Raw genomic sequence first — 14,795 nt, 5'->3', positions numbered from 1 at the left:
CCAACACCATAAAAACACTCAGCGGAGAGAGCACATGAAGCGTCGCAGTCTGATCAAGGCCTTTACCCTCAGCGCATCCATTGCCGCCATGGGCCTGAGCTGGAGCATCCAGGCCGCCGAAACCATCAAGGTCGGCATCCTGCATTCGCTGTCCGGGACCATGGCGATTTCCGAGACCTCGCTCAAGGACATGGCGCTGATGACCATCGACGAGATCAACGCCAAGGGCGGTGTGAACGGCAAGCTGCTCGAACCGGTGGTGGTAGATCCGGCTTCCAATTGGCCGCTGTTCGCTGAAAAGAGCCGCCAACTGCTGACCCAGGACAAGGTCGCGGTGGTGTTCGGCTGCTGGACCTCGGTGTCGCGCAAATCGGTGCTGCCGGTGTTCGAGGAGCTCAACGGCCTGCTGTTCTACCCGGTGCAGTACGAGGGCGAAGAGATGTCGCCGAACGTGTTCTACACCGGCGCCGCGCCCAACCAGCAGGCCATTCCGGCCGTGGAATACCTGATGAGCGAGGATGGCGGCAGCGCCAAGCGCTTCTTCCTGCTGGGCACCGACTATGTCTACCCGCGCACTACCAACAAGATCTTGCGCGCCTACCTGCACAGCAAGGGTGTGGCCGACAAGGACATCGAAGAGGTCTACACCCCATTTGGTCACGCCGATTACCAGACCATCGTCGCCAACATCAAGAAGTTCTCCGCCGGCGGCAAGACGGCGGTTATCTCTACCGTCAACGGCGACTCCAACGTGCCGTTCTACAAGGAACTGGCCAATCAGGGCCTGAAAGCCACCGAGGTGCCGGTGGTGGCATTCTCGGTGGGTGAAGAGGAACTGCGCGGCATCGACACCAAGCCGCTGGTAGGCCACCTGGCGGCGTGGAGCTACTTCGAATCGGTGGATAACCCGGTCAACCAGAAGTTCGTCGCCGACTGGAAGGCCTACGCCAAGGCCAAGGGCCTGCCGGGGGCAGACAAGGCCGTGACCAACGACCCGATGGAAGCCACCTACGTGGGCATCCATATGTGGGCACAGGCCGCCGAGAAGGCCAAGTCTACCGATGTCGACAAGGTGCGCGAGGCACTGGCGGGGCAGACCTTCAAGGCGCCGTCGGGCTTTACCCTGACCATGGACAAGACCAACCACCACCTGCACAAGCCGGTGATGATCGGCGAGATCCAGGATGACGGGCAGTTCAGCGTGGTCTGGGAGACCGAGCAGCCGCTGCGGGCACAGCCTTGGAGCCCGTTCATTCCGGGCAATGACAAACGGCCGGACTATGCAGTGAAAGGTAACTGAGTGCATGGGGCTGCTCTGCAGCCCATTCGCGGGCTCGCCCGCTCCCACAGGGGTTATGCAGTGTTCAAGACCTGCACAGTACCTGTGGGAGCGGGCATGCCCGCGAAGAATCCACCGCCGTTTTTCAGGATTACCCGCATGCTCAGACTGCTGCTCACCCTGTTCCTGCTGATCCCTCTGGCAACCCAGGCCAGCGAGGGCGAATTCTTCCTCACCGCCAAGCCCGCCGAGCAAGCCCGCCTGCTCGAAAGCTGGGCGGCGCAACCCGACGCCGCACGCCTGCCGCTGCTGGACAACCTACGCCAGGGCCGCATCGCCGCCGATGACACACGCAAGGTGCGCCTGAACAACCGCCTGCGCGGCCTGATCGACAACGCCCTGGCCAGCCACCAGTTGCTCAGCGACAACAGCGCCACCCGCCTGGCCGCCGCGCAACAATTGCAAAAGAGCGCGCAACCGGCACAGATGGCCTTCCTCGACCGGCGCTTCGCCAGCGAGCCAGACGCCGCCGTGCACGCCGCCCTCGGCCTGGCCCTGGCCAACCTGCAACTGGGCGCCAGCGAGCCGGCCGTGCGCCTGGCTGCGGTGCGCCTGCTCGGCGAAACCGGTGACCCGCTGGCCCGCACCCGCCTCGAAGCCCTGCTGCAACCCGGCGCAGAAAGCGACCCGGGCGTGCGCACCGCAGCCGAAACCAGCCTGGCCCAGGTCAAGCGCAAGCTGCTGGTCGGCGAACTGCTTGGCCAGGCCTTCAGCGGCCTGTCGCTGGGCTCGATCCTGCTGCTGGCCGCGCTGGGCCTGGCGATCACCTTCGGCCTGCTCGGGGTGATCAACATGGCCCACGGCGAGATGCTCATGCTCGGCGCCTACAGCACCTACATGGTCCAGGTGCTGCTGCAGCGTTATGCCCCCGGTGCCATCGAGTTCTATCCACTGATCGCCCTGCCGGTGGCCTTCGCGGTCAGCGCCGGGGTCGGCATGGCTCTGGAGCGCACGGTGATCCGCCACCTCTACGGCCGCCCGCTGGAAACCCTGCTGGCGACCTGGGGCATCAGCCTGATCCTGATCCAGGCCATCCGCCTGCTGTTCGGCGCGCAGAACGTCGAAGTCAGCAACCCGGCCTGGCTGTCGGGCGGCATCCAGCTGCTGCCCAACCTGGTGCTGCCCTACAACCGTCTGGTGATCATTGGCTTCGCTCTCGCCGTGGTTCTGCTCACCTGGCTGCTGCTCAACCGCACGCGGCTCGGCCTGAACGTGCGCGCCGTCACTCAGAACCGCAACATGGCCGCCTGCTGCGGTGTGTCCACCGGGCGTGTCGACATGCTCGCCTTCGGCCTTGGTTCCGGCATCGCCGGCCTGGGTGGCGTGGCCTTGAGCCAGGTCGGCAACGTCGGCCCGGACCTGGGCCAGAGCTACATCATCGACTCGTTCCTGGTGGTGGTGCTCGGCGGCGTCGGCCAGCTGGCCGGCAGCCTGTGGGCAGCGTTCGGCCTCGGCATCGCCAACAAGCTGCTTGAGCCGCAGATTGGTGCGGTGCTCGGCAAGATCCTCATCCTTGCGTTGATCATTCTGTTCATCCAGAAGCGCCCGCAAGGCCTGTTCGCCCTCAAGGGACGGGTAATCGACTGATGAACCAGCCACTGCTTGTCACCGCTACGCAAAAGGCCGGGCCACGGCTGTCGCTGGCCATCGGCGCGGTCGTCGTCCTGCTGCTGGTGGCCCTGCCGCTGCTGTCGCTGCTGCCGGCTGATCACTCGCTGCAAGTTTCGGCCTACACCCTGACCCTGGTCGGCAAGATCCTCTGCTACGCCATCGTCGCCCTGGCCCTGGACCTGGTCTGGGGCTATGCCGGGTTGCTGTCGCTGGGCCACGGCCTGTTCTTCGCCCTCGGCGGCTACGCCATGGGCATGTACCTGATGCGCCAGGCGGCCGGCGACGGCCTGCCGGGGTTCATGACCTTCCTGTCCTGGACCGAACTGCCGTGGTACTGGGCCGGCACCCAGCACTTCGCCTGGGCCCTGTGCCTGGTGGTGCTGGCACCCGGGTTGCTGGCACTGGTGTTCGGCTGGTTTGCCTTCCGCTCGCGGATCAAGGGCGTGTACTTCTCGATCATGACCCAGGCGCTGACCTTCGCCGGCATGCTGCTGTTCTTCCGTAACGAAACGGGCTTCGGTGGCAACAACGGCTTCACCAGCTTCCGCACCATCCTTGGCTTCGACATCGCCGCGCAAGGCACCCGTGCAGTGCTGTTCCTGCTCACCGTCGGCCTGCTGCTGGCCAGCCTGTACCTGTGCTGGCGCCTGACCCAGAGCAAGTTCGGCCGCCTGCTCACCGCCGTGCGCGATGCCGAGAACCGCCTGATGTTCTGCGGCTACGACCCGCGTGGCTTCAAGCTGCTGGTGTGGGTGCTCAGCGCCGTGCTGTGCGGCCTGGCCGGTGCGCTGTACGTGCCGCAGGTGGGCATCATCAACCCCAGTGAAATGTCGCCGACCAACTCCATCGAAGCGGCCGTATGGATCGCCTTGGGCGGGCGCGGCACACTGATCGGCCCACTGCTCGGCGCCGGCCTGGTCAATGGCATGAAGAGCTGGTTCACCGTGGCCTTCCCGGAGTTCTGGCTGTTCTTCCTCGGCGCGCTGTTCATCATCGTGACCCTGTACCTGCCCAAGGGCGTGGTCGGCCTGTTGAAGAAAAGGAGCCAGCCATGAGAGGCGTGCCCCCGGTGCATCCGGAATTCATGCTCGAACCCGTATTCGACACCCTCGGCAGCGGCCGCGAGGCGATCGGCCTGGGCCAGAGCCGCAAGGCCGGCCTCGACACTCGCCACGGCACGGTACTGAGCCTGGAGGACATCAGCGTCAGCTTCGACGGCTTCAAGGCCCTCAACGCACTTAACCTGTACATCGGCGTCGGTGAACTGCGCTGCATCATCGGCCCCAACGGCGCCGGCAAGACCACGATGATGGACGTGATCACCGGCAAGACCCGCCCTGACACCGGCAGCGCCTTCTTCGGCGACACCCTCGACCTGACCCGCATGAGCGAATACCAGATCGCCCAGGCCGGCATCGGCCGCAAGTTCCAGAAGCCCACGGTGTTCGAGGCGCTGACTGTGTTCGAGAACCTGGAGCTGGCGTTGAAGACCGACAAGTCCGTATGGGCCAGCCTGGTCGCGCGCCTGAGCGGCGAACAGCGCCAGCGCATCGAGGACGTGCTGACCACCCTGCGCCTGCTGCCCTTGGCCCAGCGCCAGGCGGGCCTGCTGTCGCACGGGCAGAAGCAGTTCCTCGAGATCGGCATGCTGCTGGTGCAGGAACCACAACTGCTGCTGCTGGATGAACCGGTGGCGGGCATGACCGATGCCGAGACCGAGTTCACCGCCGAACTGTTCAAGGGCCTGGCCGGCAAGCATTCGTTGATGGTGGTGGAGCATGACATGGGCTTCGTCGGCAGCATCGCCGACCATGTCACCGTGCTGCACCAGGGCAGCGTGCTGGCGGAAGGGTCGCTGGAACAGGTGCAAGCGGATGAGCGGGTGGTCGAGGTGTATCTGGGCCGCTAGACAAGGAAACCTGGCTCCCACAGGGGATTGCGCAGTACCTGTGGGAGCGGGCTTGCCCGCGAAGAGGCCCGCACAGGCAAAGCAGATCTGTCAGGAACTACATATGCTGAAAATCGACACCCTGCACCAGTACTACGGCGGCAGCCACATCCTGCGCGGCCTGTCCTTCGAAGCCAAGGTCGGCGAAGTCACCTGCCTGTTGGGCCGTAATGGCGTGGGCAAGACCACCCTGCTGCGCTGCCTGATGGGGCTGGTACCGGCCCGTGAAGGCAGCATCGAGTGGGAAGGCAAGCCGATCACCACGCTCAAGCCCCAGCAGCGGGTGCACGCCGGAATCGCCTACGTGCCTCAGGGCCGTGAGATCTTCCCGCGCCTGACTGTCGAAGAAAACCTGCTGATGGGCCTGTCGCGCTTCCCGGCCCGCGAGGCACGCGAAGTCCCCGCGTTCATCTATGAACTGTTCCCGGTGCTGGAGCAGATGAAGCAACGCCGCGGCGGCGACCTGTCCGGTGGCCAGCAGCAACAACTGGCCATTGGCCGGGCCCTGGCCAGCCGCCCGCGGTTGCTCATTCTCGACGAACCGACCGAAGGCATTCAGCCCTCGGTGATCAAGGAAATCGGCGCGGTGATCCGCCGTCTGGCCGAGCGCGGCGACATGGCGATCCTGCTGGTCGAGCAATTCTACGACTTCGCCGAAGAACTGGCCGACCAGTACCTGGTCATGGCCCGGGGCGAGATCATCCAGCGTGGCCGCGGTGAAAACATGCAAGCCGAAGGTGTGCGGGGGCTGGTAACCATTTAATCTGCATCCAACGACCCTGCGAGACGCTGTCATGAGTTACGAAATCCGCGATGCCCTGGCCACCGACGTGCCGGGCATCCTCGACATCTACAACGACGCCGTGCGTAACACCACGGCGATCTGGAACGAGAACCCGGTGGACCTGGGCAACCGCCAGGCCTGGTTCGAAGCACGGGCGCAGCAGGGCTATCCGATCCTGGTGGCGGTGGATGACACCGGTGTGCTGGGTTATGCGTCCTTTGGCGACTGGCGGCCGTTCGAAGGTTTTCGCCTGACCGTGGAACACTCGGTGTATGTGCGTGGTGACCAGCGCGGCAAGGGGCTGGGCCCGGTGCTGATGGCGGCGCTGATCGAGCGCGCGCGTGGGTGTGGCAAGCATGTGATGGTCGCGGCCATCGAAAGTGGCAATGCCGCCTCGGTACGGCTGCATGAGCGGCTGGGCTTCGTGGTGACCGGGCAGATGCCGCAGGTGGGGGTGAAATTTGGCCGCTGGCTGGATTTGACCTTCATGCAGCTGGTGCTGAACCCGGGGGCAGAACCCACCTGAGATTGATGTTGGCTGTGCTGGCCTCTTCGCGGGCTCGCCCGCTCCCACAGGGATCGCACAAGATTTGAGATCTGCGCAGTACCTGTGGGAGCGGGCATGCCCGCGAAGAGGCCGGGGTTGCAAACCTCACATCTGGGTGAACCTGCCCAGCCGCTGCCTCAGCATGCTGTTCTCACTGCGCAGCTGCTGCACCTCTTGCAGCAGCTCCAGCGCCAGCGCCACCCCTTCCCACTCCAGTTCCAGCTCCTGATGCAGCTTCGCCGCGCGCTTGGCCAATAGCGGCGCCTGATCGTCGAACAACCAGTCCTCCGGCGTTCGCCCGGAAGGTTCGACAATGCCGTGCTCGACGATCTCGATCACGCAGTCAGCCGTGATATCGGCTTCCTGACACAGGGTACGCATGTCCAGTTGAACGATCAGGGTGCTGCTCATGATCACTTACTCCATTGTGTCCTCGGGTCGAACGCCGCTTTCTCGGAAAGCTGGGTCCACAGTTCACGGGTGGCAGCGTCGGATGCCGGCGGCATCACCACTTTCAGCTGCGCGTAAAGGTTGCCGCGCTCGCCGTGCTTGTTCGCCAGGCCCATGCCCGGCACGCGCAGGCGCTGGCCGCTCTGGCTGTCGGGGCGGATGGTCAGGTTGATCTTGCCGGTCAGGGTCGGCACCGCCACCTTGGTGCCCAGGGCAGCCTCCCACGGCGCCAGTGGCACGGTGATGATCAAGTCATGGCCTTCGACATCGAACAGCGGATGCGGCGCCATGCGCACGGTCAGGAACAGGTCGCCGTTGGCACCACCGCCAACGCCCGGGGCGCCCTGGCCCTTGAGGCGGATGCGCTCGCCGTCGGTGACCCCGGCAGGGATCTTCACGTTCAGGGTCTTGGTGGTGAACCCGGTGCGCTGGCCGGCCGCATTGGTCTGCGGCACCTGGAAACTGATCTGCTTGGATTCCTTGCTGAGGGTTTCTTCCAGGAAGATCGCCAGTTCAAGTTCCACGTCCTGCCCCCGCCTGCCGGCACTGCGTTGTTGTTGCCGGCCGCCGCCACCGAACGGGTTACCGCCGCGAGCACCGAAGATCGAGCTGAAGAAGTCGGAGAAGTCACCGCCTTCGAAGCCACCGCCAGCGCCACCTGCGCCACCACGGCTCTGCCAGCCTGGGGGCGCCTGGAACGGCCGGCCATGCTGGCCGCCGTACTTGCGGATTTCGTCGAACTCGGCGCGCTTCTGCGCGTCACCCAGCACCTCGTAGGCCTCGTTGGCCTCCTTGAACTTGTCCTCGGCGTCGCGTTCCTTGCTGACGTCAGGGTGATACTTGCGCGCCAGCTTGCGGTAAGCGGCCTTGATCGCCTTCTCGTCCGCCGTGGGCTCTACGCCGAGTATCTTGTAATAGTCTTTGAAGTCCATCTATGGATCACCAATGTGAATTTTCGTATTGCATCTGAAGATAGGGCTCAAGCATAGCCTTTCAAGTGCGCTTGGAGTTGCCTCAAGGCAGACGATCGGTCTTGATTCTGTAGCCAACTCGCATACACTGCGCGGCCGTTTTGCCTCCGGAAGCCTTTTCCCATGTCTGACGTATCGCCGGCCCGCGCCCTGGGCATCGACTTCGGCACCTCCAACTCCACGGTCGGCTGGCACCGCGAGGGCGCTTCGTCGCTGATCGCCCTGGAAGACGGCAAGATCACCCTGCCCTCTGTGGTGTTCTTCAACATCGAGGAGCGTCGCCCGGTGTACGGTCGCCTGGCGCTGCAGGAGTACCTGGAAGGCTACGAAGGCCGCCTCATGCGCTCGCTCAAGAGCTTGCTGGGCTCCAAGCTGATCAAGCACGACACCAGCGTGCTGGGCAGCGCCCTGCCGTTCAAGGACCTGCTCGGCATGTTCATCGGCGAGCTGAAAAAGCGTGCCGAGGCTGCCGCCGGTCGCGAATTCGAGCAGGTGGTGCTGGGTCGCCCGGTGTTCTTCGTCGATGAAGACCCGGCCGCCGACCAGGAGGCCGAGGACACCCTTGCCGAGGTGGCGCGCAAGATCGGCTTCAAGGACGTGTCGTTCCAGTATGAGCCGATTGCCGCAGCGTTCGACTATGAGTCAGGCATCAGCGCTGAAGAACTGGTGCTCATCGTTGATATCGGCGGTGGTACTTCGGACTTTACCCTGATCCGCCTGTCACCCGAGCGCCATCGGGTGGCCGAGCGCCAGAGCGACATCCTCGCCACTGGCGGTGTGCACATTGGCGGTACCGACTTCGACAAGCAGCTGAGCCTGCAGGGCGTGATGCCGCTGTTCGGCTACGGCAGCCGGATGAAGAGCGGCGCGCTGATGCCGACCAGCTACCACCTGAACCTGGCGACCTGGCACACCATCAACGCCCTGTATTCACAGAAGTCGCAGCTGGCACTGGGCAGCATGCGCTACGACATCGAGGACACCCTGGGCATCGATCGCCTGTTCAAGCTGATCGAGGAGCGCGCCGGGCACTGGCTGGCGATGGAAGTGGAAGCCAGCAAGATCGAGCTGACCGAGCAGGACAGCCGCCGCGTCGACCTCAGCCGTATCGAGCGCGAGCTCGGTGTGGACCTGACCCGCGTGCTGTTCGAGGAGGCCATCGAGGGGCTGCTGGAACGCGTGCGCGGCAGTGTGACCGAGTTGCTGGTCAAGGCTGGCGTGAGCGCGGGCCAGGTGGATACGGTGTTCTTCACCGGCGGTTCGAGCGGTATTCCGGCCTTGCGCAACAGCGTGTCGGCGATGCTGCCCAATGCGCGGCACGTGGAAGGCAACATCTTTGGCAGCATCGGTAGCGGTCTGGCTATCGAGGCGCGCAAGCGCTACGGCGCTGCCTGAGCAATTTTGGGGCGGCTTTGCAGCCCTTTCGCGACACAAGGCCGCTCCTACAGGTGACCGCGTTCCCTTGTAGGAGCGGCCTTGTGTCGCGAAAGGGCCGCAAAGCGGCCCCAGCGATCTGTCAGACCAGCTCGGCCCGCTTCAGCTCACTCTTCAGGTAGGCGTAATAGACCGGCCCCGCCACCACCCCCGGCAAGCCGAACGCCGCCTCGAACACCAGCATCGCCAGTAACAGCTCCCAGGCCTTGGCACTGATCTGCCCACCGACGATCTTGGCGTTGAGGAAATACTCGACCTTGTGGATCACGATCAGATAGCCCAGCGCCGCCGCCGCCACCCAGATCGACAACGACATGCCGACAATGGTGATCAGGGTGTTGGACATCAGGTTGCCAATGACTGGCAGTAGCCCGAGCAGGAAAGTCAGTACGATCAGTGTCTTGGTCAGCGGCAGGTGCACCCCGAACAATGGCATCACCACGGCGAGGAAGATCCCGGTGAACGCAGTGTTGAGCATCGAGATCTTGATCTGCGCGAAGACGATGTTGCGAAATGCCTGCACCAGCAGGTTCAGCCGCTCGAACAGGGCCGCAGCCAATGGCTTGCGCCGGGAAATGTCGGGGATGCGCTGCAGGGCGATGATGGCGCCGAGGATCATGCCGATCAGCAGCGTCACGAACATGTGCGCCATGCCCTTGCCCACCAGCTGCAGGTCGCTCAGGTGGCTCTTGATCCAGTCACCGATGGCCACCTTGAACTCCGCCGCACTGGCCGGCAGGTAGGCTTCGATGAACGGTGGCAGCTGGCTGCGGGCGCGCTCGACCAAAGTCATGAACTTGTCCAGCGAGGCCCCGGGGTTCTCAGCCTCGTGCAGCAGGAAGCTGAAGGCACCGGCAATCAGCAGGGTCAGGACGCTGACCACCAGCACCCCCAGCAGCGCCACCGCCAGCCAGCGCGCACGCTGCCCGGCGATCAGCGGTTGCAGGCGCGGGGTGAGCATGTTCACCAGCTCGAACACCAACAGGCCGGCCAGCAGGCTGGGCAGCAACTTCAGGGGCAGAGCTAGCAACAGGCCGGCCACGACGATGATCAGGCTGGCCAAGGTGATCTGGCGGGGGGTGAAAGTCATACAGCCTCGACGGCAGACGGCGGAAATGCCCGCAGTCTGCCAGCCTTCAGCACACAGGCATAGGCGCAGGTCACTTCTTCTTCAGGCAGTCGCTCATGAACGCCTTGCGTTCGTCACCCTTGAGCGCCTTGGTGCTGGCGTCGGCGTTGCAGGTTTTCATCTTTTCCTGCTGCGACTGCGGCACGTCCTTCTTCAGGCAGGTGCTCATGAACGCTTTGCGCTCATCGCCCTTGAGTGCCTTGGCCGTGGCGTCGGCGTTGCAGGTTTTCATCTTTTCCTGTTGCGCCGTGTTGGCGGCAAATCCTTGCGCACTGAACAGCACAGCCAGCGCCAGCAGTGGCACGTGCAGCATCTTCATGGAGTGGTCTCCTTGTCTCCGCGCCCGATGCACGGACATGTGCCTGAGTGTAGACAAGGTTTCTGACATTTTGCCTGGGCATGGATGGGCCTTCATGATGACCTTGGCCGGGGGCCATCCGGGCCGCGCCAGTACGCGGCTAAAGCCCGGCTGCCTTGAGCCGCGCCGCATGTTCGGTGAACAGCCGCAGCGGCTCGCCCCCCTTGCCCACCGCGCCTAGCGACTGGTTGACGATGTCCAGGTGATCGAGCGGAAAGTCATCGCCGATCACCTGCCCCAGGTGCGAGCTGAAGCGTCCGATCATGCCGTCGCAATGGCCCTTTTCCCTGACGAAACTGCGCGCAAACAGCCGGCAGAAATAGCTGCTGCCGTCGAAGCGGTTGCGCCCCTGGTCGGTCAGCCCCGGTTGCAAGGTGCCAGACCAGGAGTAGTAGCGCACGCCATTCACTTCATACGCGCCTTCCCCACCCCAGGTTTCCGGCAGCCCCTGTGGATAAGCCTGGTTGAACAGCGCCACGCCGGCACTGGTCAGGGCCTGATGCGAAGCATGCACGTCGACCGGCAGCGGGTCGCGCCGCCAGCCGGTTTCCAGCCATACCAGCGACACCGCCAGGCCATGCAGGACGGCCTTGAGCATGCGCCCTTGGGGTGAATCCCCAGGCGCCGAGCGCTCAAGGTGATCGGCCAGTTCCGAGCCATGGTTGGGCCCCGCCACCGAAGTGACCGAAGCGACCCGATCCGGCCGTTTGGCCGCCGCATAGCGTGCGTTGAGCGCCCCCTGGCTGTGGCCGATGAGGTTGACCTTGGCAGCGCCGGTGCGCTGGCAGATGTCTTCGATGATCGCCAGTAACTGCTCGCCGCGCACTTCATTGGAATGCACCGGCGAGACCTGCACCGGAAACACCTGGGCGCCGCCCTTGCGCAATGCCGGCACGATGCCGAACCAGTACGGATAGAGCAGCACCCGGACAAATCCGAGCATGCCCGGCACCAGCACCAACGGGTATCGCGTGGCCAACGCCTGCTGCATGGCTTGAACTCCTTTGCGTGGACGACCAGCCAACACTAGCGCCGCTTCGATGACCACCGCAATCGAACTCCTGGCGCTTCGCAGGGTTCCAAGCCAAACAGACCCTTTGCAAGGAGCGGGACCATGTACAAGCAGACCCTGGCAATCCTTCTGGCAAGCGCGGCGCTGGCCGGCTGCAGCAACCGCCCGGAAAACCCGGTGGACTACGTCACCTTCCGCGACGAACCGCTGGTCAAGCAGGTGGAAAACGGCATGACCATGCAGAAGGTCATCGCCATTGGCGGCAGCCCGTCGAACGTGATCGACCTGCCGCACGGCGGGACCTGCAACGACTACATCCTCAATCGCGACGGCCACCAGCAGCCGTACTACGTGCGCTTCGACGCCACCGGCCATGTCGATGCCAAGGGCTTCAAGACTTGCAAGCAACGAGAAGAGGACAGCAAAGCCGCCCATGGCGCTTGAGCGTCCCGCCAACCGTGACCACCCGACCTGATATGTTTGGAGACAACCATGAGCAACGTTGAACTGACCGATGTGCAAACCCTGCGCGAACGTGCCCGTCAGCATGTCGAGCAAGGGGCGGTGACCGAGGGCTACCACGCCGACCGCCAGGAAATCCTGCGCCTGCTCAACGAGTCGCTGGCCACCGAGCTGGTCTGCGTGCTGCGCTACAAGCGCCATTACTTCATGGCCAGCGGGATCAAGGCCAGCGTGGCGGCCAGCGAGTTCCTGGAGCATGCGAACCAGGAAGCCGAACATGCCGACAAACTGGCCGAACGCATCGTGCAGCTGGGCGGCGAGCCGGACTTCAACCCGGACAACCTCAGCAAGAATTCCCATGCGCAGTATGTGGCGGGTAGTTCGCTGAAGGAGATGGTGCTGGAAGATCTGGTGGCGGAGCGGATTGCGATCGACAGTTATCGCGAGATCATTCAGTACATTGGCGATAAAGACCCGACTACACGGCGGATCTTCGAGGACATCCTGGCCCAGGAAGAAGAGCACGCGGACGACATGTCCGATCTGCTTCAGGGGCTGTAATTGCTGGGGGCGCTTTGCGCCCCTTTCGCGACACAAGGCCGCTCCTACAGGGAATCGCGTAATCCTGTATAGGAGCGGCCTTGTGTCGCGAAAGGGCTGCAAAGCAGCCCCCTGCTATTTCTGCTTTTTCACCGCAGCCGGCGCCTTGCCGGCTTTCATCTGCTGCAGCAACGGCGTGCACTGGTTGGGCGCATCACCGCTGCTGGGCGCCACCAGCGCCAGCAACCCGGCCGCCGGCCCGGCGACCACGCCCAACGCCACCATCCCCGCCCCACGCAGCGCCAGCGGCACTGCCTGCACCCCGGCACTCGGCTTGGCAAACGGCCCGCGCACATACAGCGGCGAACGCAACGAGAACAGCCGCAGCCCCTTGGACTCCGGGGTGACCTTCAAGTCCAGCTGCTCACTGGCAAAGTTGGCCGTGCCGTTGATGTAGATGATCGCGTTCTCGGTATCGAAGATGAACAACCGCGTGGTCGCCAGCCCGTCCTTGATACCGATGTCCGCTGCCGCGCAGTTGATCTTCACGTCCTCGTCACCAAACAGTTTGCCGACCACGTAATTGCCGACATTCAGCCCGGCGATCTCCATCAGGCTGCGGCTGATGGCACCATCGTTGATCAACATGCGCAGGTTGCCATTGGCCGTGCCCAACAATGCCGCCACCGAGTTGCCACGCCCGCTGATGTCGGCATCGCCGTTCAACTCGCCGAAGCTGGTCTGCATCGGCGCAAAGGTGGGGAACAGCTCTTTGAGCTTGAAGCCACGGGCTGTCAGTTGGGCACGCCCCTGCAGCGGCACGTTGCGGCCGTCCAGGCGAATGTTCGAAGCCAGGCTGCCACCGGCTACGCCAAAGCGCAGCGGCTCCAGGCGCAGCAGGCCATCGTCGAGGATCACGTGGGCGGACAGGTCGTTGAATGGCAGCTTTTCGCTGTGCACGATGCGCTTGCCGGCAAAGGTGACGTCGGCGTCCATGGCTCGCCAACGCTCGGTGCGGAACTCTTCAACCGGCAGCACCTTGTCGGCCGGCTGTTTGCTGGCACCGCCGCGGGCCTTCTGCTCGGTGTTGGAGTCGGCACCGATCAGCGGCGCCAGGTCCTTGAACAGCAACTGGTTGGACACCAGGTTGCCGGAGAGCTTGGGACGTGGCTGGCTGGCGACGAACGCCAGGTCGCCATGGATGTCGCTGTCGCCGATCTTGCCGTTGAAGCCCTGGTAATTGAAGGTCGCGCCTTCGGCGGCATGCAGGTTGGCGCCGAGCCGGCCGTCGGTTGAATAGGCCGGGGTGTCGGGCAGCGTCACACCGGTCAACGGGTAGAGGTTGCCCAGGCTGGCACCGGACAGGCGCAGGCGCAGGTCCAGCGCGCCGAGGTTGCGCGGGTCGGTCAGGGTACCGGCCAGCACGACATGGGTATCGGCAATGTGTACATCGGCCTGCAGCGGGAATGGCTGGCTGGCGTCTTGCAGCGCCAGCAGGCCGCCGATCTTGCCGGTACCGGACACCGGCTGGCCCTTGTAGCGGCCTTGAGCCTTGAGCCCGAAAGCATAATCCTGCGCACCGCCGGCCTTTTCGGCGCTGGCCTTGCCGACGATTTCACTGAACGGGATCGGTTTGCCCAGCGGGTCGATCTGCACCTTCATGCTGGTTTTCAACGTCTGGTCATCGAAGCTGACATTGCCTTGGTCAAAGCCGATGGCACCGATGTCCAGCTGCCAGCTGGACGGTTCCTCGTTTTCGGCCTTGGGCCCGAAGTCGAACGTCCAGTTGGCGCGACCATCCGCCAGTCGCGTAAGGCTGGCGGTGGGTTTGGTCAGGTCGATGCGCGGGATGCTGATGCGCTGGAATACCAGTGGCAACGGCGCCAGGCGGAACTCCACGCGCTCCAGGCCGACCATCTGCGGCTGTTTGAGCCAGTCAGGGTTGCCCAGGGTCAGGTCTTCGGCAATGAAGTGCGGCCACGGCACCCAGGCGCGCCAGCCGCCTTCTTCCGGCTCGGTGCGCCAGTGCACGGCGAGGTTGCCATTGATCGCGAACGGCCGGTGCAAGGCCTCGGATACCTTCTCGTTGAGTAGCGGCTTGACGCGATTCCAGTCGAAGGTGGCGATGATCACCACCAGGATCGCCAGCAGGGTGAACAAGGTGGCTATGGTCCAGACGAAAATTCTGGCGGGACGCGTCATTGCGTGAT

15 protein-coding genes are annotated in these 14,795 nt (G+C 64.1%); 9 read left to right on the top strand and 6 right to left on the bottom strand.

Features of this window, described 5'->3' with window-relative positions:
* The first annotated feature begins 34 nt into the window (after positions 1-34).
* The 6 genes from urtA (at position 35) to ACTORR_RS17090 (ending at position 6,208) form a co-directional block, all read left to right on the top strand.
* Entirely contained in the window at positions 35-1,300 is a 1,266-nt protein-coding gene (gene urtA / locus ACTORR_RS17115) for an urea ABC transporter substrate-binding protein (protein ID WP_441343734.1), read from the top strand.
* A gap of 96 nt (positions 1,301-1,396) precedes the next feature.
* Positions 1,397-2,926: an urea ABC transporter permease subunit UrtB gene (gene urtB / locus ACTORR_RS17110; protein ID WP_371263274.1), complete on the top strand. Its 1,530-nt coding sequence runs from the start codon at positions 1,397-1,399 to the stop codon at positions 2,924-2,926.
* Positions 2,926-4,005: an urea ABC transporter permease subunit UrtC gene (gene urtC / locus ACTORR_RS17105; RefSeq protein WP_441343733.1), complete on the top strand. Its 1,080-nt coding sequence runs from the start codon at positions 2,926-2,928 to the stop codon at positions 4,003-4,005. The genes urtB and urtC overlap by 1 nt, the downstream gene beginning before the upstream one ends.
* On the top strand, positions 4,002-4,859 hold the full coding sequence (gene urtD, locus ACTORR_RS17100; RefSeq protein ID WP_177332447.1) for an urea ABC transporter ATP-binding protein UrtD: 858 nt from the start codon (positions 4,002-4,004) through the stop codon (positions 4,857-4,859). Before urtC ends, urtD begins: the two co-directional genes overlap by 4 nt.
* A 103-nt stretch (positions 4,860-4,962) precedes the next feature.
* Entirely contained in the window at positions 4,963-5,661 is a 699-nt protein-coding gene (gene urtE / locus ACTORR_RS17095; RefSeq protein ID WP_313364592.1) for an urea ABC transporter ATP-binding subunit UrtE, read from the top strand.
* A gap of 31 nt (positions 5,662-5,692) precedes the next feature.
* A complete protein-coding gene (locus ACTORR_RS17090) occupies positions 5,693-6,208 on the top strand; it encodes a GNAT family N-acetyltransferase (RefSeq protein WP_054887829.1) in 516 nt (171 codons plus the stop codon).
* 126 nt (positions 6,209-6,334) lie between these two features.
* Here ACTORR_RS17090 and ACTORR_RS17085 read toward each other — a convergent pair whose 3' ends face one another.
* A complete protein-coding gene (locus tag ACTORR_RS17085) occupies positions 6,335-6,640 on the bottom strand; it encodes a chaperone modulator CbpM (RefSeq protein ID WP_054887830.1) in 306 nt (101 codons plus the stop codon).
* A 2-nt stretch (positions 6,641-6,642) separates the two neighbouring features.
* A complete protein-coding gene (cbpA, locus tag ACTORR_RS17080) occupies positions 6,643-7,611 on the bottom strand; it encodes a curved DNA-binding protein (protein ID WP_099814368.1) in 969 nt (322 codons plus the stop codon).
* Between the two features lie 162 nt (positions 7,612-7,773).
* On the opposite strand from cbpA, the gene ACTORR_RS17075 reads away from it, so the two are divergent.
* Entirely contained in the window at positions 7,774-9,045 is a 1,272-nt protein-coding gene (locus tag ACTORR_RS17075; protein ID WP_054887832.1) for an Hsp70 family protein, read from the top strand.
* Between the two features lie 121 nt (positions 9,046-9,166).
* On the opposite strand, the gene ACTORR_RS17070 is transcribed toward ACTORR_RS17075, so the two are convergent.
* From ACTORR_RS17070 to ACTORR_RS17060, 3 genes are all read right to left on the bottom strand, one after another.
* Positions 9,167-10,174: an AI-2E family transporter gene (locus ACTORR_RS17070; RefSeq protein WP_313364591.1), complete on the bottom strand. Its 1,008-nt coding sequence runs from the start codon at positions 10,172-10,174 to the stop codon at positions 9,167-9,169.
* 70 nt (positions 10,175-10,244) lie between these two features.
* On the bottom strand, positions 10,245-10,532 hold the full coding sequence (locus tag ACTORR_RS17065) for a PsiF family protein (RefSeq protein WP_054887834.1): 288 nt from the start codon (positions 10,530-10,532) through the stop codon (positions 10,245-10,247).
* Positions 10,533-10,671: 139 nt separating this feature from the next.
* Positions 10,672-11,562 (bottom strand): triacylglycerol lipase, encoded by an 891-nt coding sequence (locus tag ACTORR_RS17060; RefSeq protein WP_313364590.1) that lies wholly within the window; start codon positions 11,560-11,562, stop codon positions 10,672-10,674.
* A gap of 123 nt (positions 11,563-11,685) precedes the next feature.
* Here ACTORR_RS17060 and osmE point away from each other — a divergent pair, with 123 nt between their 5' ends.
* Positions 11,686-12,027 carry an osmotically-inducible lipoprotein OsmE gene (gene osmE / locus ACTORR_RS17055; RefSeq protein ID WP_054887835.1) on the top strand — a complete coding sequence of 114 codons (342 nt, stop codon included), beginning with the start codon at positions 11,686-11,688 and terminating at the stop codon, positions 12,025-12,027.
* 48 nt (positions 12,028-12,075) lie between these two features.
* A complete protein-coding gene (locus ACTORR_RS17050; RefSeq protein WP_054887836.1) occupies positions 12,076-12,606 on the top strand; it encodes a ferritin-like domain-containing protein in 531 nt (176 codons plus the stop codon).
* Between the two features lie 114 nt (positions 12,607-12,720).
* Here ACTORR_RS17050 and ACTORR_RS17045 read toward each other — a convergent pair whose 3' ends face one another.
* The gene (locus tag ACTORR_RS17045; protein ID WP_313364589.1) at positions 12,721-14,787 is read right to left on the bottom strand and encodes an AsmA family protein; all 2,067 of its coding nucleotides are present in this window, start codon (positions 14,785-14,787) and stop codon (positions 12,721-12,723) included.
* Positions 14,788-14,795 lie beyond the last annotated feature (8 nt).

Source organism: Pseudomonas sp. SAR267, from assembly GCF_052077595.1.
Classification (GTDB): Bacteria; Pseudomonadota; Gammaproteobacteria; order Pseudomonadales; family Pseudomonadaceae; genus Aquipseudomonas; species Aquipseudomonas vlassakiae.
The sequence above is the reverse complement of the archived record's forward strand: the minus strand, read 5'-3'. Positions and strand labels throughout refer to the sequence as shown.

Excerpts from the sequence above, each read along its gene's own strand:
- urtA (WP_441343734.1), top strand. The coding sequence starts at position 35 with ATGAAGCGTCGCAGTCTGATCAAGGCCTTTACCCTCAGCGCATCCATT.
- urtB (WP_371263274.1), top strand. The coding sequence starts at position 1,397 with ATGCCCGCGAAGAATCCACCGCCGTTTTTCAGGATTACCCGCATGCTC.
- urtC (WP_441343733.1), top strand. The coding sequence starts at position 2,926 with ATGAACCAGCCACTGCTTGTCACCGCTACGCAAAAGGCCGGGCCACGG.
- urtD (WP_177332447.1), top strand. The coding sequence starts at position 4,002 with ATGAGAGGCGTGCCCCCGGTGCATCCGGAATTCATGCTCGAACCCGTA.
- urtE (WP_313364592.1), top strand. The coding sequence starts at position 4,963 with ATGCTGAAAATCGACACCCTGCACCAGTACTACGGCGGCAGCCACATC.
- ACTORR_RS17090 (WP_054887829.1), top strand. The coding sequence starts at position 5,693 with ATGAGTTACGAAATCCGCGATGCCCTGGCCACCGACGTGCCGGGCATC.
- ACTORR_RS17085 (WP_054887830.1), bottom strand. The coding sequence starts at position 6,640 with ATGAGCAGCACCCTGATCGTTCAACTGGACATGCGTACCCTGTGTCAG.
- cbpA (WP_099814368.1), bottom strand. The coding sequence starts at position 7,611 with ATGGACTTCAAAGACTATTACAAGATACTCGGCGTAGAGCCCACGGCG.
- ACTORR_RS17075 (WP_054887832.1), top strand. The coding sequence starts at position 7,774 with ATGTCTGACGTATCGCCGGCCCGCGCCCTGGGCATCGACTTCGGCACC.
- ACTORR_RS17070 (WP_313364591.1), bottom strand. The coding sequence starts at position 10,174 with ATGACTTTCACCCCCCGCCAGATCACCTTGGCCAGCCTGATCATCGTC.
- ACTORR_RS17065 (WP_054887834.1), bottom strand. The coding sequence starts at position 10,532 with ATGAAGATGCTGCACGTGCCACTGCTGGCGCTGGCTGTGCTGTTCAGT.
- ACTORR_RS17060 (WP_313364590.1), bottom strand. The coding sequence starts at position 11,562 with ATGCAGCAGGCGTTGGCCACGCGATACCCGTTGGTGCTGGTGCCGGGC.
- osmE (WP_054887835.1), top strand. The coding sequence starts at position 11,686 with ATGTACAAGCAGACCCTGGCAATCCTTCTGGCAAGCGCGGCGCTGGCC.
- ACTORR_RS17050 (WP_054887836.1), top strand. The coding sequence starts at position 12,076 with ATGAGCAACGTTGAACTGACCGATGTGCAAACCCTGCGCGAACGTGCC.
- ACTORR_RS17045 (WP_313364589.1), bottom strand. The coding sequence starts at position 14,787 with ATGACGCGTCCCGCCAGAATTTTCGTCTGGACCATAGCCACCTTGTTC.